This is a genomic window from Nitratireductor pacificus pht-3B (assembly GCF_000300335.1).
Taxonomy (GTDB): Bacteria; Pseudomonadota; Alphaproteobacteria; order Rhizobiales; family Rhizobiaceae; genus Nitratireductor; species Nitratireductor pacificus.
The window spans coordinates 1-16595 of record NZ_AMRM01000038.1 but is presented as its reverse complement, the minus strand read 5'-3'; the positions used below and the strand labels follow the sequence as shown (position 1 = coordinate 16595).

16 protein-coding genes are annotated in these 16595 nt (G+C 65.0%); 6 read left to right on the top strand and 10 right to left on the bottom strand.

Annotation, left to right across the window (positions count from 1 at the left end; translation table 11 throughout):
- From NA2_RS22105 to NA2_RS20980, 3 genes are all read left to right on the top strand, one after another.
- Window positions 1-358: glycine zipper domain-containing protein (locus NA2_RS22105; RefSeq protein WP_210161295.1), on the top strand; the 358-nt coding region annotated here is incomplete at its 5' end.
- 219 nt (window positions 359-577) lie between these two features.
- Window positions 578-2242, top strand: a complete 1665-nt coding sequence (locus NA2_RS20985) for a peptidase domain-containing ABC transporter (RefSeq protein ID WP_244423693.1) — start codon at window positions 578-580, stop codon at window positions 2240-2242.
- Complete coding sequence (locus NA2_RS20980; protein ID WP_008599287.1) at window positions 2239-3564, top strand: HlyD family type I secretion periplasmic adaptor subunit; 1326 nt, start codon at window positions 2239-2241, stop codon at window positions 3562-3564. The genes NA2_RS20985 and NA2_RS20980 overlap by 4 nt, the downstream gene beginning before the upstream one ends.
- A gap of 283 nt (window positions 3565-3847) precedes the next feature.
- Here NA2_RS20980 and NA2_RS20975 read toward each other — a convergent pair whose 3' ends face one another.
- The 6 genes from NA2_RS20975 to NA2_RS20950 form a co-directional block, all read right to left on the bottom strand.
- Window positions 3848-4882 carry an ABC transporter ATP-binding protein gene (locus NA2_RS20975; RefSeq protein WP_008599286.1) on the bottom strand — a complete coding sequence of 345 codons (1035 nt, stop codon included), beginning with the start codon at window positions 4880-4882 and terminating at the stop codon, window positions 3848-3850.
- The gene (locus tag NA2_RS20970; RefSeq protein WP_008599285.1) at window positions 4879-5934 is read right to left on the bottom strand and encodes an ABC transporter ATP-binding protein; all 1056 of its coding nucleotides are present in this window, start codon (window positions 5932-5934) and stop codon (window positions 4879-4881) included. Before NA2_RS20970 ends, NA2_RS20975 begins: the two co-directional genes overlap by 4 nt.
- Window positions 5935-6885 carry an ABC transporter permease gene (locus NA2_RS20965; protein WP_008599284.1) on the bottom strand — a complete coding sequence of 317 codons (951 nt, stop codon included), beginning with the start codon at window positions 6883-6885 and terminating at the stop codon, window positions 5935-5937. It abuts the gene before it with no gap.
- A 4-nt stretch (window positions 6886-6889) separates the two neighbouring features.
- Window positions 6890-7873, bottom strand: coding sequence for an ABC transporter permease (locus NA2_RS20960; RefSeq protein ID WP_008599282.1), 984 nt, complete (start codon window positions 7871-7873; stop codon window positions 6890-6892).
- 80 nt (window positions 7874-7953) lie between these two features.
- On the bottom strand, window positions 7954-9573 hold the full coding sequence (locus NA2_RS20955) for an ABC transporter substrate-binding protein (RefSeq protein WP_008599281.1): 1620 nt from the start codon (window positions 9571-9573) through the stop codon (window positions 7954-7956).
- A gap of 277 nt (window positions 9574-9850) precedes the next feature.
- On the bottom strand, window positions 9851-10102 hold the full coding sequence (locus NA2_RS20950; RefSeq protein ID WP_008599280.1) for a hypothetical protein: 252 nt from the start codon (window positions 10100-10102) through the stop codon (window positions 9851-9853).
- A gap of 250 nt (window positions 10103-10352) precedes the next feature.
- On the opposite strand from NA2_RS20950, the gene NA2_RS20945 reads away from it, so the two are divergent.
- Entirely contained in the window at window positions 10353-10913 is a 561-nt protein-coding gene (locus NA2_RS20945) for a hypothetical protein (protein ID WP_008599279.1), read from the top strand.
- Between the two features lie 18 nt (window positions 10914-10931).
- Here NA2_RS20945 and NA2_RS20940 read toward each other — a convergent pair whose 3' ends face one another.
- Entirely contained in the window at window positions 10932-11396 is a 465-nt protein-coding gene (locus NA2_RS20940) for a hypothetical protein (protein WP_008599278.1), read from the bottom strand.
- A gap of 261 nt (window positions 11397-11657) precedes the next feature.
- Between NA2_RS20940 and NA2_RS21385 the strand changes: the two genes are divergently transcribed.
- Window positions 11658-13532, top strand: a complete 1875-nt coding sequence (locus NA2_RS21385) for an ATP-binding response regulator (RefSeq protein WP_008599277.1) — start codon at window positions 11658-11660, stop codon at window positions 13530-13532.
- On the opposite strand, the gene NA2_RS20930 is transcribed toward NA2_RS21385, so the two are convergent.
- Window positions 13448-14071 (bottom strand): LuxR C-terminal-related transcriptional regulator, encoded by a 624-nt coding sequence (locus tag NA2_RS20930; RefSeq protein ID WP_008599275.1) that lies wholly within the window; start codon window positions 14069-14071, stop codon window positions 13448-13450. The two genes, NA2_RS21385 and NA2_RS20930, sit on opposite strands and share 85 nt — an antisense overlap.
- A 225-nt stretch (window positions 14072-14296) precedes the next feature.
- Here NA2_RS20930 and NA2_RS20925 point away from each other — a divergent pair, with 225 nt between their 5' ends.
- Window positions 14297-15046: a hypothetical protein gene (locus NA2_RS20925; protein ID WP_157188354.1), complete on the top strand. Its 750-nt coding sequence runs from the start codon at window positions 14297-14299 to the stop codon at window positions 15044-15046.
- Window positions 15047-15085: 39 nt separating this feature from the next.
- On the opposite strand, the gene NA2_RS20920 is transcribed toward NA2_RS20925, so the two are convergent.
- A complete protein-coding gene (locus NA2_RS20920) occupies window positions 15086-15646 on the bottom strand; it encodes a hypothetical protein (RefSeq protein ID WP_008599271.1) in 561 nt (186 codons plus the stop codon).
- Window positions 15647-15929: 283 nt separating this feature from the next.
- The coding region (locus NA2_RS20915) for an ABC transporter ATP-binding protein (protein ID WP_008599270.1) at window positions 15930-16595 on the bottom strand (666 nt) is incomplete at its 5' end.

The window sequence follows — 16595 nt, the reverse complement described above, 5'->3', positions numbered from 1 at the left end:
GGGAACCCTGCACGGTCCCCGCCATGACAAGCCGCCGGAACACCGTTCCGGCGAATCTCAACCCGGCGACCATACAGCAACGTCCGCGGAAAACACAAAGGATATCAGCATGAGCAACACGGCAACCAAAGCAATTCCTGAACTGCGCCGAGACGATCTCCTCGCTCCGTACAGCTTCGGCGGAGGCGCCTCGCTGGGAGGTCCACGGCCAATTGGTCAGACTGTCGGGACCGTCGTCGGCGGGGCGCTCGGTGGCATCATCGGCAGGCTCCCGGGCGCATCGATCGGCAGCAGCATCGGCGGCAGCATCGGCGGCCTGATCGGTAGCGCGTTCCAAAGCGAACGACCCCGGGTTTAAGGTGGCACTGACCCACGTCTAGACCCTCACGAGGGGCGGCCGGTAGCCGGCCGCCCCGACCAGACGCAGCAGCCGCCCCGGTTGCTGCGCCCCCGGATCGCCGTGCGTCCTTTCGGACGCGCAAGGGACGATCTCAATCATTGACTGAGCATCGGAACAGCCAGAAGCCCGATTCCAATTTTTCGGTCCGATGCTCCAGCTGCCGGCGGTCCAATCATGATGAAGCAGCATGCCGACGCGGGATTGATCCCTCTGTCCTGGTTCGGCAAAACCTTGTGGAAGTTCACGCCGCTCTGCATCGAGCTGACCTTCCTGGCCATATGCCTCAGACTGATCGGCCTGATCCAGCCTTTCGTCTTCCAGGTGGTGATCGACCGCATCCTGCCGTTTCAGCGTGAAGCCTCGCTGATCGTCGTCGTGCTGGTGCTGGTCGGCGCCAGCCTGTTTCAGAGCGGCTTCACGATCCTGTCGGGCCTGCTCAACGTCCTGACGGCAAACGGCATCACGCGCGAACTGGGATCGCGCCTGTTCGACCATCTGTTCAAGCTGCCGCTTCGCTATTTCCGCCGCTGGCCGGTCGGCGAGACGATCACCCGCATCGGCGAGACCGACACGATCCGCGCATTCCTGATGGGCGCCGCAACGGGGGTCTTCCTCGACCTCCTGTTCTCCGCCGTCTATCTGGCAATTCTGCTGGCGCTTTCCGGCAAGCTGACCTTGCTGGTGCTTGCCGCCCTGCCGCTCCAGGCCCTGATCTATATCGGCTTCGGTCCGATCCTCAGGAACAGGCTTCGCGCACAATTTGATGCAGGCTCCGGTCACCAGGCGCTGATGGTCGAGAACATCATGGGGGCGACCGCCGTGAAGGCGCTGGGCGCGGAGGACCTCATGCTCGCGCGCCTCAACAGGACACTCGGGCGGGTGCTTGAGACGGCGCGGCGCGTCACGACGCTTAACATCGCCAGCAGCGAACTGGCGCTCGCCTGCGACCGCGCCGTGACCATAGGCATCGTCTTCCTCGGCGCGCAGGAGGTGTTCGCCGGCAACCTCACATTGGGTCAGCTGATCGCGTTTCAGCTCATCGCCGAGAAGATCGCAGGCCCCGTCGCCGGCTTCTCGAAACTCTGGCAGGACTGGCAGGGCCTGAAAGTATCGCGCCAGCGCCTCGGCGACATCGTCAACGCGACGACCGAACCGTTCGGCGAACGTCCTCCATTGCCGGGAAACATCGAGCCGCGATTGGCGTTCCACGACGTTGCATTTTCCTACCAGCCTGGCGTTCCGGTTCTTTCCGGCTTCAACCTGACCGCAAAGCCGCACAGCTGCACGCTGGTCATTGGCCCATCGGGTGCCGGCAAATCCACCTTCGGCCGGCTGGCGTCCGGGATCGAGACGCCCGACGGCGGGAAGATCACCCTCGGAGGGGAGGATATCGCCGCGCATGATCCCCGCGACGTGAGGGCGAGGATCGCCTACGTTCCGCAGGAACCTTATCTCTTCTCCGGCACACTGCGCTCCAATCTGACGCTCGATCGACCCGATTGCAGCGATCTGGAACTCGAGGAGGCGCTGCGGATCGCCGCCGCGGACGAACTGATCTGGCAATTGCCGGCAGGTCTCGATGCGGAAGTCGGCGAGCGCGGCGGCGCGCTCTCAGGCGGTCAGCGGCAACGGGTCGCCATTGCCCGCGCCATCCTCCTCGCGCCGTCCGTGCTGGTCCTCGACGAACCCACCAGCGCGCTGGACGAGAATGCCCAAAGGAGGATGATCGCCGCGCTGATGAAACTCAGGAAACGCATGACCCTGGTCGTCATCACCCATCGGCCCGACGTCTTTGCGGAGGCCGATGCGATTGTCGAGCTGGGCGCGAGGGCGCGGCCATGACCGGAGCATCCACCCCGCGCGTGGCGTCTCCCACGCTGCGCGCCACTGCGCTCTTCACCGCCGGCGTGTTTGTGACGATCCTCGTCGCCGCCTGCATTCTGCGCGTCGAGATCACCGCTTCGGGCTCGGCGAGGGTCATCCCGGTGGAGCGCGTGCAGCTCATCCAGCCCGAGTTCCCCGGCGCAATCTCGGCGATCGCGGTTCGCAACGGCTCTCATGTGAGGAAAGGACAGGTCCTGATCGCATTCGACGCGACCGCCCCGCTCGTCGAGCGCGACCTGATCGACGGAGAGGAGAGACGGCTGCGGATCGAAGCGGCGCGTCTGGAAAGTCTGACAACGGCACTGGCAGGTGCCGGCCCTGAGGATGATCATCTGCCGGCAACGCAGTTGCCGGACATCGCCGCCGCCGATGACGATGATGAACGAGCGCTGCTGGCCGAGCAGAAGCGGCTGCTGGCCGCAGAACGCGACGATATCGCCGCGCGGCTGAAGCGGGCATCGGCGCGCATGGCCGCCAATGAGAAGACCGCCTCAATCGTGCGCGGGAACGTCTCGCGAAGCGAAGCCACGCTGGCGATCGAGACCGAACGGCTGGCGGCGGCGCAGAAACTGATGGAGACCGGCGCATCCTCGCGCGGCGCGTATCTGCAGATCCTCAAGAGCTTCACCGACCTGCAGAACGGACGGGACGTGCTGCTGCGCGAGCTGGACGAGAAGATCGCCCTGGGGGTGGTGCTCCAGGCGGAGCGGGCAGGGATACTGACGACGGCCAGGAACGAAGCGCTGAGGAGGCTGAGCGAGATCAACACCCGCCTGGCAGCGCTCGACCAGCAGCGCCGCGCCGTGGAGCAGCGCCTCGAAGCGGCCACCTTGAAGGCGCCAGTCGACGGGATCGTCGAGCAATTGTCTGTGTTCACCATCGGCGGCGTTGCTCAGGCCGGCCAGGACCTGATGCGCATCGTGCCGGACGGCAGCATGCTCGAGATCGAAGCCGTCTTTCCCAACAGGGACAGCGGTTTCCTGGCCGCGGAGCAGAAGGTGCGGGTGAAACTCGACGCCTTTCCCTCCGAACGGTTTGGAACCGTTTCGGCCCGCATCATCGACATTTCCGCCGATGCGGTCGAAACGGAACCTGGACGGTGGGGGTTCATCGCCAGGCTGGCTCCCGAAACGGCGTATCTCGATTCGCCCTCCGGCCGCTTTCCGTTGCGACCGGGCATGACGGCTTCAGCGGATGCGATCACCGGCGAGCGGACGCTCATCAGCTATTTCATCGCACCGATCATTGCCCAGTTCGGCGCCAGTCTGGGAGAAAGATGACGCGACGCGCGAATTGCGGGAACGCCCCTTGCGGCAGGATCGGGCAACGCCTATATCAGCCTCACCGGTAGCTCGACCGGCGCGGAAGGTCCTGCAGGATATGCGGTGAGGTTCCCCGACGAGCGGCTGCATTTGATCCGGAAGACGGTCGGGCGACCACGAAGGTACTGGCGCTCCGACACGGTCCCGGAGACGAAGGGAAGCGGGCACGAGCCCGCTTTTTTGTTTTCCGCGCCATAGCTTGCCCCCAACGTCCCCGCGGCACATCCCCCGATGGGAACCGCTATGATGCCGAACCGAACAGGTGGCAGCGCACCGTGGCGTCGCCGACACGATGGGGCGGGGGCGTCTCGACGTCGCACTCAGGACGCCTGACCGGGCAACGCGGATGGAAATGGCAACCCGCCGGCGGCGTGATGGGATTTGGAATCTCGCCGGCGATGGACTGCCGGTCCTTGCCCTCCATCTCGATGTCCGGCACCGCCTCCAGCAGCATCTTCGTATAGGGGTGCTGCGGCGCGGCGAACAGCTCGCGCGCCGGCGCTTCCTCCACCAGCCGCCCGAGATAGAGCACGCCGACGCGGGTCGCCACATGGCGCACCACGGCGAGGTTGTGGCTGATGAACAGGTAGGTCAGGCCGAGCCGTTCCTGCAGGTCGCGCAGGAGATTCAGGACCTGCGCCTGCACGGAGACGTCGAGCGCCGATGTCGGCTCGTCGCAGACGATGAAGTTCGGTTCCGACGCCAGTGCCCGGGCGATGGCGATGCGCTGCCGCTGCCCGCCGGAGAACTCATGCGGGAATTTCTGGCCGTCGCGCGGATCGAGGCCGACCAGCGAAAGCAGCTCGCCCACGCGGGCGGCCCGGTCCAGCGGATCGTCGATCAGGCCGAACGCCTTGATCGGCTCGGCGATGATCGAGCCGACCCGCCAACGCGGATTGAGGCTCGCGAAGGGATCCTGGAAGATCATCTGGATCTTGCGGCGCATGCGGCGCTCGGCCTCGGGGCTTTTCTTGCCCCAGACATCCGCACCATCGATCGCGATCGACCCGGCGCTGGGCGGCAGGAGGCCGACGGCCATCTTCGCGATGGTCGATTTCCCGGACCCCGACTCGCCGACGAGCGCATAGGTCTCACCCTGCCTGATGGAAAAGTCGACGCCGTCGACCGCTGTCAGGAAAACGCGTCCCTCGCGCTCGATCATGCGGTTCAGCCAGGGCTTCGACAGATCGAAGACCCGGCGGAGCCCCTCCACCTCGACAAGCGTCTTTCTCTCGACGCCGGTCTCATTCGCAACAGCAAGTCCCTGCATGCTCATCGCGCCGCCTCGCCGTTGGGGATCGACAATTGTATACCGGCCGCGTCCGCCTGTCGTAGCGTCTCCGCCGGCGCCTGTCGCGCGAAGGCCGGCGCATGGAGGAAGCATGCGGCTTCGCCGGCGCCGGCATCGTAGGGCGGGGGTCGCTCGACGGTGCAGGGGTCGAAACGATAGCCGCACCGCGGGTTGAAGGCGCAACCGGCCGGGATCGCGCCGAGCCGCGGCATGGATCCGGGGATCTGCGCCAGGGCCTCGTCGGGATCTCCGGTGAGCGAGGGGATCGCCGACATCAGGCCGATCGTATAGGGGTGCTGCGGATGCTTCACCACGTCGCGGACGGGTCCCAGTTCCGCGAGCCGCCCGGCATAGAGCACGCAGACCCGGTCGGCCGTCTCGGCGATGACGCCCATGTCGTGGGTGATCAGCATGACGGCCGCGCCACGCTCGGCGCACAGCCGTTTCAGGAGCGCGATGATCTGCGCCTGCACGGAGACGTCGAGCGCCGTCGTCGGCTCGTCGGCGATGACGAGCTCCGGGTCGGCAGCAAGCGCCAGCGCGATCACCACCCGTTGGCGCATGCCGCCGGAAAACTGGTGCGGATAGGAGGAAAGTCGGGTCTTGGCAGCGGGAATGCCCACCTCCTCGAGCAGTCTCTGCGCCTTGTCGCGCGCCTCTGCCGTCGTCATGCGCTGATGCGTCATGATGGTTTCGACGAGCTGATCGCCGATCCGGTACAGCGGATTGAGGCTGGTCAGCGGGTCCTGGAAGATCATGCCGATGCGCTTGCCGCGAATGTGCCGCATGCGCTCGGGAGGCAGGTGGTCGATGCGTTCTCCTGCCAGATGGATCTCGCCGCCGGCGACACGGCCGGGCGGTTCCAGGAGGCCGATCACGGCGGAACCGGTGATGGATTTGCCGGCGCCCGATTCACCGACCATGCCCAGCACCTCGCCGGGCGCGATGTCGAACGAGAGGTCGTCGATGGCGGTGAGCACACCCCGGCGTGTCGGGATCTCGATGCGGAGATTGCGGACGGAGAGGGCAGGGGTCATCTATCTCAGCTTCGGGTTCAGGGCGTCGCGCAGCCAATCGCCGAGCAGATTGACCGTCAGCGCCAGGATGGCGAGCGTGATGCCGGGGAAGATGGTGATCCACCATTCGCCGGAGAACAGGAAATCGTTGCCGATGCGGATCAGCGTGCCGAGCGAAGGCTGCGTCGGGGGAACGCCGACGCCGAGGAAGGAAAGGGTCGCTTCGGTGATGATGGCGAGCGCCAGATTGATCGTTGCGATCACCAGGACAGGCCCCAGGACGTTCGGCAGGACATGCTTGAACATGATCGTCCAGGGGCCGAGGCCGATCAGCCGCGCCGCCAGCACATATTCCTTGTTGGCCTCCACCAGGACGGAGCCGCGCACCGTGCGCCCGTACTGGACCCAGAAGCTGAGGCCGATCGACAGGACGAGGACGACGAACACGACCTTGTCGTAGGATTGCGGCCCGGCCATCGCCCGCGCCACGCCGTTGATCAGCAGGGCGATCAGGATCGCCGGGAAGGTGAGCTGCACGTCGGCGATGCGCATGATGACGCTGTCCACCCAGCCGCCGAAATAGCCGGCGACGAGACCGAGCGTGATGCCGAGCAGCATGGCGAAGACGACGCTGGCAAAGCCGACGGCGAGCGAGATGCGCATGCCGAACAGGATCGTCGACAGCACGTCGCGTCCCTGATCGTCGGTGCCGAGCAGGAACCGCGCGTCTCCGCCATCCTCCCAGGCCGGCGGCAGAAAACTGTCGAGGATCGAGATGCTGCCGGGATCGAAGGGATCATGCGGAGCGATGAGCGGCGCGAAGAGCGCCGCCAGGACGAAGATGAGAACCACCAGCGCCGACAGCATGGCGAGCGGCGAGCGTGTGAAGGAATACCACAGGTCGGAATCGCGCATGCGCCTGAAAGCGCCGGGTGCGGAACGGTTGGTTTCCTGGCTCGTGACATCGGACATGGTGCTATCCCGCCGTTCTGCCGCCGATGCGGATGCGCGGGTCGACCGCGACATAGAGCAGGTCGACGATGAAATTGATGGTGACGAACAGGAAAGCGATCAGCAGCAGATAGGCGGCCATGATCGGGATATCCACGTTCTGCACGGCCTGCAGGAACAGCAACCCCATGCCCGGCCATTGGAAGACGGTCTCGGTGATGATCGCAAAGGCGATGATCGAACCGAGCTGAAGCCCGGTGATGGTGATGACCGGCACCAGCGTGTTCTTCAGCGCATGGCCGAAATTGATCGCGCGCCGCGACAGGCCGCGCGCGCGGGCGAACTTGATGTAGTCGGTCCTCAGCACTTCCAGCATCTCGCCGCGCACCAGTCGCATGATCAGCGTCATCTGGAACAGGCCGAGCGTGATCGAGGGCAGGATCAGCGACTGCAGGCCGGACTTCGTCAGCAGGCCGGTGTTCCATACCCCGCCCAGATTGACGGTTTCGCCGCGCCCGAAGGAGGGCAGCCAGCCGAGGTTCACGGAAACCGCGAAGATGAGGAGGATGCCGATCAGGAAGGTCGGCAGGGACACACCGATCAGGCTGACCGCCAGAAAGCCACGCGCCAGAAGGGTGTTGCGGTAGAGCCCTGTATAGACGCCCATGGGAACGCCGACGGCGAGCGCGAACAGCGCCGAAACGAAGGAGAGTTCCAGCGTCGCGGGCAGGCGCGATGCGATCAGCGACGCCACGGGCTGCTTGAACTGGTAGGAAATGCCGAAATCGAACTGGGCCGCCTTCACGACGAAGCGACCGAACTGGAGCATCACCGGATCATTGAGGCCGAGCGCCTCGCGCAGCGCCGCGCGTTCGGCCGGCGGCGTGTCGACGCCGACGAGCTGGTTGACCGGATCGCCGACGAAGCGGAACATCATGAAGGAGATCAGCGCGACGACCAGCATGACGCCGAGCGCCTGCACGAAGCGTTTGATGGCGAATGCAATCATTGACGTGTCTCTGAAGGCCGAAACGACTGGCCCGCGCCGTGCCGTTCAACGGTGGCGCGGGCCGCGATGTTTCAAGGGCTTCAGTTCACCTTGGCCCAGTAGAACAGGACCTGATTGTCCGCGCGCTGAACGATATCGATGTTCTTGCGCTTGCCCCACACCAGGGACTGCTGGTGCAGCGGGATATGGGACGTCTCCTCGGTCATGATCGTGTAGGCTTCCTTGATCAGCCCGTCGCGCTTGGCGGTGTCGGTCTCCACCACGATCTGCGCGGCCAGCGCATCGACCTTCTCGTTGCAGTAACCGCCGAGGTTGAACGGACCGCCGGCGCCCGTCTCGTCGCGGCAGCCTGCCAGATTGGTCAGGATGTTCCACGAATCGAAGGAGCTGGGCGTCCAGCCGAGCAGGTAGAAGTCGGTGTCGTAACCACCCGGCGCCAGCACCTTCGCGAAGTACTGGGCTTTCGGCTGCGCATTGAGGTTCACCTTCACCCCGACCCGCGCGAGCATCGACACCACGGCCTGGCAGATCGCCTCGTCATTGACGTAGCGGTCGTTCGGGCAGTCCATGCCGACGCTGAAACCGTCGCCGTAGCCGGCATCGGCCAGAAGCTGCTTGGCGGCTTCGGGATCGTAGGGCCAGCGGCTGAAATCGCCGGCGCCCGAATACTGCTCGTTGGCGATCAGCAGCGGCACCGGCGTCGCCAGGCCGCGCATGATGCGATCCTTGATCGCCTCGATGTCGATCGCCTGGTAGACCGCCTTGCGGACATTGGCGTCGCGGAACGGGTTCTTGCCCTTGATGTCCGAGGTCGGCAGCTCGTCACGGATCTGGTTGAAGCCCAGATGGATGACACGCAGCTCCGGACCCGTCAGCGCTTCCGTGTCGGCGTTCTCGTTGACGCGGGGAATGTCCTGCACCGGAACCGGATCGATCAGGTCGACGTCTCCGGCGAGCAGCGCGGCGACGCGGGTTCCGTCGGCGGCGATCGGCGTGAACACGACTTCGGTCAGATTGTGCTCGGGCGTACCCCACCAGCCGCCATTCGGCTTGAACACGGTTCGCACGCCTGGCTCATGGCTCTCGACGACGAAGGCGCCGGTGCCGTTGGCCTTGAAGGCGGCCTGTCCTGGATTGGTGTCGCGCGCCGAGATGGGAGCCACCGCGCCCTCGGCCTCGGCCCACTCCTTGTCCATGATGTACCAGGTATCCCACTCGTAGTGCAGGATCGGATTCGGCGTCTTCAGCTTCACATCAACCGTGTGGTCGTCGATCTTCACCCATTCCGAATCGGCCGGAATGCGCGTCTTCAGATCCGACCCCTCGGCGCGGACGCGCTCGGCGGAGAAGATCACGTCGTCGGCGTTGAAATCATTGCCGTTGGCGAACTTGACGCCTTGCCGCAGATGAAAGCGCCAGGTCAGCGGATCGATGGTCTCCCAGCGCTCGGCAAGGCCGGGGATGATGCTCAGGTCCTTGTCGCGCTTGGTCAGGCCCTCATAGACATTGGCCAGCATGCCGAGCGTGAAGGTTTCGTTGAGCGAATAGGGATCGAGTGCGTTCAGCGTGCCCTGAAAGGCAAAGCGCAAGGTCTTGGCCTCAGCCTGCGGGACGGTCGTCAAGGAAAGACACACAGCGACGGCGGACAAAGCCGTCCATCGCGATAACGCGGTAAAATACTTGAATGGCCTCTGCGGCATCACCGTTCTCCTCCTGGTGTTGCTTCAGGTCGCTGTCGAAGAAATCCCCATTTCCGCCAGCAACCCGTGGCGATCGCGCCGATGTTCGTGGTTCCCCGGATGCTTTGGGCAGGTCGCGAAAACGCCCCTGACCGCATCTCGTCTTATGATTGTTGCAGCCTCAACTTTCGCGACCGTAACCGAAGCGCCGCGTTTTACAACCCCGATACGCTCACAGCCCTCTTGCGCACAGGATATCGCCCGGCCGCGAAATGTTGCAGGCACGGTCGGGCTTCGCTCAAAGCTTGATCAGCAGCGCCGTCGCGCCCAGCGCCATCAAGACGGAGAGGGCCGTGAGGGCGATGAAACCACGCGCGCGGTCGAAGAACATCGCATAACCCGCGAGCCACGCGGAGGCTGCGGCACCCAGCGCAAACAGGAACCCATCGCGCGAACCGAAAGCAAGCGTTGCAGCCATCAGTCCGCCGATCACCAGCGATCCGAATGCGATGACAATGGCCACTGCGTAGGTATCGTACTTTTCGTTCATCGTTCGATAGGTCCTCGTTTCTCGCCCCGGCCGACAGCGCCAGCTTAGTCATCCCGAAACGAAAGAACAGACCCCACCGCGCCAATCCCGAAAGAGACCTCAAGAAAACCGTCCACAGCGGGATCAAGCCGCGTCTTCGGCGTCTCCGATAGCACATGTGACTGAATTGCCCCCGCGTGATGCGGACATATGCTGCCCGGGCGGACACGCCATTCGGCGGCGGTCACGCCCGACGGACAGGAGGCAAGTGATGACGATTCGGATCGAACGGGGGCTTCGCTGCGCGGTGGCGGCCATCGGTTTTCTGGCATCCTGCCTGCCAGCAGGCGCCCAATGGGGCGGGGCCGGAGAATGGGGACCGGCAGGTCACACCATGTGGGTCGAACCCGGCACCTGGATGGTGACGTTTCCCGATCAGGGCGACTGGCCGAGCGTGGCCGCCAGTGCGGAAGGCCAGAATCACACCGGCCGGCTCGAGTTCAGCTGCCGGCGCGGCGCACCAAGTGGAAACATGATGCTGTGGGACTACCATGGTAGCGCGCTCGCAGTGGTTCCCCGATCCCATCCGGAAGAAACCAGGCAGGACGTGGTTTTCGACTTCGACGGCAAAACCTTCGACGTCACGCTGACCTTCGTGCCGTGGGACCGGGTCTGGCTGGCGCAAGGGCTCCTGACATCGCGCTTCCTGGAAGCCTTCGCGTCCAGCCGCCGGCTCGAGATCCGCAGCCTTGACGGCGAACAGGTCAACATCTGGGGCCTGAAGGGAACGCGCAAGGCGCGTCAATCCATGCGGCAGGTTTGCGAAAGCTGACCGGACCGGGCGAGGGGTTCAGACCCGCGGATGTCCACCGGCGGCAAGCGGACCTTCAGGTGGCACGGTGCCCGCGTATCTGCGCAGCGCGATCGCGTAGATGATCGACACGACGGCCATCAGGGTTCCCCAGGGAACCAGCACCCACGGCACCAGGGCGACGAGCGCAGCGGCGATCATGCCGATGTCGAAATGGCCCATCATCGCCGTCGTGCCGGCCGCGAGGACAAGAGCGATGTCCAGCGTGACCGCCAGATATCCCGCCAGGGCCGCTTGCCAGAGCTGCAGGCGCGCGACGGGACCGACGCAGATGAGCCATGCGGCCAGGCCGGAAACCAGCACGACACCCGGCCGGGTGAAGGAGCCGGCATCCGCAACGATAAAGCCGAGCAGGACCACGAACAGCCAAAAGATAAGCGCATGGCCAGCCCCCGCCGCCACGCGGGCTGCAATCGCCCTGAAAGACCATCGATGCTGGTTCATCGCAACAACCTCCGCCTCTTTCCCGCGATCATGCGGCAGGCCGAAACCGTCCGGTACCCGGTCAGATGCACTATCGCGCATCACCCTTCATGCGAGGTTATGATGGAATCATAACTGTTTAGAAACAGATGGATAAGGTTATTTTCGAATGTCTTGAATGAAATTCATGGTGTGCAGGATGCATGAGCAGGTGCGAATGCCGGGCTTCACGGCCCGGTCTTGTGCTATGGGAAACCGGGGCATGCAGCGGAGGGGGAAGACATGACTGGCGAGCAGACCGCGGCCGGCCGGATCGGCCGGTGGCTTGGCGTGTTGGGACCGAATCTGAGCGCCGGGACGGAGCGTGGCGCGGACTGGCGCCTGGACTATCTCTTCTCCATCGGCGCGATCAGCTGGATGGTGCATCTCTGCGTGACGGGGCTTGCCGGCATCGTGCTGGTCCAGGCCGACGCGGGCGGCTGGGTCCCGTGGTGGATCGCGGCCATGGCGCTCCTGTCCCTGGCCATGGCGGGACTGGCGATCGCCTACCGTCACCGTCCGGTGCATGTCGCGCCACGGACATACGGCGTCGTCCACAGCGGGTTGACGACCATCGCGGGCCTCGTCTGGGGCACGGGCGCGGTTCTGTGCGCTCTCTCGTCCTCGACGCAGATGCTGACCTTCTATTCCCTCGTCCTCGGCGGCACGGCGCTGGGAGCCGTCAGTTCGCAGCACATTCTGATGCGCAGCTGCCTGCTGTCGGTCTGGACATCCGTTCCGCTGCTTGCCGGCGCCTGGCTCGCCAACGACATCGTTCCGGGATCGCTGGCGACGGCCGCCATGATGATGCTGTTCGGCGTCATGCTGACGGTCCTGGCGGTCAGGATGAACGACTTCCTGTCGCAGAACGTTCTGCTGGCGGACGAACTGGCGGCGCGCAACGCCGTGCTCCTGCGCACCAGTTCCGAGCTGGCCGAGGCGCAGGAGGAAAAGTCACGCTTTCTTGCACAGGCCAGCCACGACCTGCGCCAGCCGATCCATGCCATCGGACTGTTCGTGGAATATCTGCACGGCATGCGCATGGGACGGGACGGACGCGACGTGCTGCACAACATCGACCGCTCGCTGGAATCGCTGACCCGCCTCTGCCGCTCCCTGCTCGATCTTTCCGCGCTCGATATCGGACGCGTCAAGCCGGAGATCGGCCCGGTGTCGCTCGGCGAGGTGATGGGCGAAGTGGTGCGTCAGGCAAGCGAGGCCGCGCAGGCGCGGAATGTCGCGATCCGCTTCAGGCCCTCGCGCCTGTGGGTCCGCAGCGACCCGGCATTGCTGCACACCATGGTCCAGAACCTCGTCTCCAACGCCATCAAATATGCGCCGGGCGCATCTCTCCTCGTGGGCGTCAGGCGGCGCAACGGCTCAGTCTCGATCGTCGTAGCGGACACCGGACCGGGCATCGCACAGGAGCACCAGCAGCGAATCTTCAAGGAATTCGTCCAGATCGAGGCGCCCGATACGGCGGAGGCCGATGGCCTCGGGCTTGGCCTGTCCATCGTCCGGCGGCTTGCCGACATGCTCGGCCTCCGGGTCGGGCTGGTCTCACAGCCGGGCAGGGGGGCGAGCTTCTCCATCGACGGGTTGGAAGTGAGCCAACCCGCCTCCAGCCCACGCCGGCAGATCGCCACCGGCCATGTCCGGCTGCTCGAGCGCTTGCGCGTTCTCGTCGTCGATGACGACAGGGCCGTGCGCGACAGCACCGTCCAGTTGCTCACCCGCTGGGGATGCGCGGTGCGGGCGACGGATCGCGCCCGGCCGGAAACCGATCCGGGCGCGTTCGACTTCCTGCTGTGCGATCAGGAACTGGCCGATGGCGACGACGGACTGTCGCTGATCCGCGCCCTGCGTGCGCGTTCGCCGGATCCGCTTCCGGCCGCCATCATCACCGGTGGCCGCTCCGATCATCTCGAGGAGGAATGCCGGGCGGAGGGGATCACCATCCTGGCCAAGCCGGTCCGTCCCACGCAGCTCCGTTCGGTTCTGCTGTCGGGAGTGGCGGGCCGGGCAGGGCGCAATCAGACGATCCCGAACTCGGCGGCCATGCCCGCAGCCGCGGTGCGGCTCGTGACGTCGAGCGCCCGCAGCAAGGCCGATACGTGAACGCGCACCGTATAGTGGGAAATCCCGAGATCGCGGGCGATCTGCTTGTTCGAGCGGCCCAGTGCGAGAAGGCGCAGCACCTCGCGCTGGCGTGGCGACAGCCGGGCCAGACGGTCGGAGGGAACAAAGTCGCTTTCGCCCAGGCTCGTGTCGGTCTTGACCACCACGTCTCCGGCAAGGAGTGCTGCGATGCCGGAAGCCATCTCGCTCGATGACACGCCCTTGGCGATGAAGCCGTCGGCGCCGGCCCGCATGACTTCTTCGACCATCGCGGCATCGTCCGTCATGGAAACCACGAGAAGCGACGTGGTGGCATATTCGCTGCGCAGCGTGCGGATGCTGTCCGGCCCTTCAAAGCCGGGAAAGACGAGATCGAGCACGAGCAGGCTCGCGGGCTCACCGTCGGCGGCCGCGCGCATCAGTTCCTCCGCCGTCCCCACCTCGCTGATCGCGGCATCGGGAACCGCTCTTTGCAGGATGCGACGCATGCCGTCGCGAAAGATGGGATGATCGTCGGCGATGATGATGCGTTCGCCCATGTCCTGCGGTACCTGCCTGCTTCTGTGAAACATCAACTCAGCCCGGGACTCTAGCCGGATGCGCGCTTGATTGGCACTAGCACGGACGTGCTATCCCGCGGCATTCAAAGGACTGTAGTGCAGATGTGCTACTGTCGCATGCCCCGCCCCGCCGATAGTGTTGCAGGACATCGCTGCTCCCGGACGGAAATGCCCGCGCGAAGGGAGCCGTCGCTGACGCGCGCCATGGCGCCGTCTTCTGGTTCATCCGGAGAAACGGGATCTGTCCTTGCCATGAGTAACCTCCTTCCTGCCGCTGCCATTGCACTGGCGTTCTGCCAGGGTGCGCAGGCAGACGAAACGATCCACGACCTCTATACGGCGATCGGCGACACGGTGTTCTTTCCGCTGGTCGACGGGCCGGACGGGAAGACGGTCACCAACGCCGCCGGACGGCCGCTCAAGACACGGATCAGCGAAGAAGGGCGTTTTCTCGCCTATCTGGAGGAAGGTGGAGGCTGGGCGGTCAACACGTTCAAGTTCTGGCCGCTCGCCGACGGTGGCGCGCTGGCTGCAACCATGGTCGGTTCCTTCGAGGGCGAGGTGATGTTCGCCGACAGCTATGCGGAGTTCTATCGTCGCCACCCGGGCGGGAAATGGGAGGTGATCGATCCGCCGGTGCCGCCGCTCGACATCTCCCACTTTGTCCGCGAGACGCCTGACGTTTCCGGCGACAGACAGCGGCAACTGCTCGCGCGTGCCGACTGGGGGCTGTTTTACGAATTGCGGCCGGACAGCGAGCAGATGGTCGTTCGCCCGACAGCGACCGACCACGAAAAGTGCTGGCCCGAGATCATTTTCGGCCTCCTGGAAGAGGGGGAGGCAGAAAACGCCGGCAGCACCGGTTTCTGCCGTGACGTCGATGCCCTGTTGACCGGCGGGATCGCGTTGCACCTGGACGCGGAGACGGGCCATTTCGAGCTCGTGGAGCCTTGAGCGGAACGCGCGGAGGTCGGCTCCTCTGAAACCGATGTACTACGGCTTCCCGTCCTCAGTCCTGCTCATGAGATCCGCCAGACTTGCCGGTGGGTTCGGCCATCCGCTGGAGGCTTCCCGCCGGGCGAATTCCAGAAGCCGTACGAGCCGTTCTGCCGAGAGCGGCAGGTTCCCGGGGAGGCGTTCGATCGTCCGTGTCCCGTCATCGTCGACGAAGGCGAACTCCGGCACCGCGACTCCGGTTCCGGTGACGACGGGGTCGCCGAAAATCCCGACGCCGAACGTCTCCACCTGATCCCAGCGCACGAAGCGCTCGCGACCATCCGTCGTCGTGCGCCAGAAGCCATCCCGCTGAAGGTCGAGCTGACCGTTGCGGCCGGTCAGACTGCACAGCGCATAATAGCTGACGATGAGCGGGAAGAGCAGGACGATGGCGGACAGGAGCGGCGTCAGCCCCTCCTGCAGCAGGGACAGGCTCCATAGCGGGCCGAGCGTGAAGAGCCAGGCAACCGCCATCAGGAAGACTTGCTGCCGCGGGTCGGGCTTGAGGGAGATCTTCCAGCTTTTCTGTCCTGCCGGGCGGGTGGTCTCTCGTGTCATCGTTCGTCCTCCATGCCCACAGGGCCGCCGATGGCAGGCGTGGAAGATCCCGAAGAATCACGACCCGGCGGCGACCGCGCCACCGGCGCCGTGATTCCTCCGAAGCTGCTGAAAGCCCCCGATCAGCACGGCTTCGGATAGCATGAGTATCGACGCCCGGAACGGCATCCGCCGCCGGGTTTCGCCGATGTGCCGAAGCCGGTTGAAAGCTAGAAAGGGGACGCTGCCGGGTCCATTCGGACAAATGTGCTATGCGCTGCCCCGGGCCTGCGGAAGATGGTGTTCAATCGAGCCGATTGCCGTTCGAAGAGAAGAAATGCAGGCTTCCGGAAGCGAGTTTCAGCGGAAGAACGTCACCCGGGGCAACCCGGGTTGCCACCGGCAGCGTTGCCACAATTCTCTGGCCGGCGAGGGTCCCCGAAACCACCAGTTCCGGGCCGGTCATCTCGGTGGTGTCGACGGCAAGGTCGAGATCGGCCTTGTCATCGGGCTGAAGCGGCTGGAAGGCTTCGGGACGAATGCCAACGGTCACGGCATCCTCCGGGTCCTGAGCCCGGGCCCGTCCCGATGGCAGGGCGATTGCGACATCGGTTCCGGGGAAGGTGACCTTGTCGCCGGTCAACCGTCCATCGAGCAGGTTCATGGGTGGTGAACCGACGAACTCCGCCACGTGGCGGGTGGCTGGGCGATTGTAGATCTCCTCGGGTGTTGCGAACTGCTCGACCCGGCCATTCCTCATGAAAGCCACCTTGGTGGCCAGTGTCATGGCCTCGATCTGGTCGTGGGTTACGTAGACCACGGTGGTCTTCAGCATTGCGTGGAGGCGCTTCAGCTCGGCGCGCATCTCCATTCTGAGCTTGGCGTCCAGATTGGAAAGCGGCTCGTCGAAAAGGAAGACCTTGGGCTTGCGCACGAGGGCGCGTCCGATGGCGACGCGCTGGCGCTGCCC

Excerpts from the sequence above, each read along its gene's own strand:
- NA2_RS20920 (WP_008599271.1), bottom strand. The coding sequence starts at position 15,646 with ATGACACGAGAGACCACCCGCCCGGCAGGACAGAAAAGCTGGAAGATC.
- NA2_RS20970 (WP_008599285.1), bottom strand. The coding sequence starts at position 5,934 with ATGACCCCTGCCCTCTCCGTCCGCAATCTCCGCATCGAGATCCCGACA.
- NA2_RS21385 (WP_008599277.1), top strand. The coding sequence starts at position 11,658 with ATGACTGGCGAGCAGACCGCGGCCGGCCGGATCGGCCGGTGGCTTGGC.
- NA2_RS20950 (WP_008599280.1), bottom strand. The coding sequence starts at position 10,102 with ATGAACGAAAAGTACGATACCTACGCAGTGGCCATTGTCATCGCATTC.
- NA2_RS20945 (WP_008599279.1), top strand. The coding sequence starts at position 10,353 with ATGACGATTCGGATCGAACGGGGGCTTCGCTGCGCGGTGGCGGCCATC.
- NA2_RS20965 (WP_008599284.1), bottom strand. The coding sequence starts at position 6,885 with ATGTCCGATGTCACGAGCCAGGAAACCAACCGTTCCGCACCCGGCGCT.
- NA2_RS20925 (WP_157188354.1), top strand. The coding sequence starts at position 14,297 with ATGGCGCCGTCTTCTGGTTCATCCGGAGAAACGGGATCTGTCCTTGCC.
- NA2_RS20955 (WP_008599281.1), bottom strand. The coding sequence starts at position 9,573 with ATGCCGCAGAGGCCATTCAAGTATTTTACCGCGTTATCGCGATGGACG.
- NA2_RS20975 (WP_008599286.1), bottom strand. The coding sequence starts at position 4,882 with ATGAGCATGCAGGGACTTGCTGTTGCGAATGAGACCGGCGTCGAGAGA.
- NA2_RS20940 (WP_008599278.1), bottom strand. The coding sequence starts at position 11,396 with ATGAACCAGCATCGATGGTCTTTCAGGGCGATTGCAGCCCGCGTGGCG.
- NA2_RS20980 (WP_008599287.1), top strand. The coding sequence starts at position 2,239 with ATGACCGGAGCATCCACCCCGCGCGTGGCGTCTCCCACGCTGCGCGCC.
- NA2_RS20985 (WP_244423693.1), top strand. The coding sequence starts at position 578 with ATGAAGCAGCATGCCGACGCGGGATTGATCCCTCTGTCCTGGTTCGGC.
- NA2_RS20930 (WP_008599275.1), bottom strand. The coding sequence starts at position 14,071 with ATGGGCGAACGCATCATCATCGCCGACGATCATCCCATCTTTCGCGAC.
- NA2_RS20960 (WP_008599282.1), bottom strand. The coding sequence starts at position 7,873 with ATGATTGCATTCGCCATCAAACGCTTCGTGCAGGCGCTCGGCGTCATG.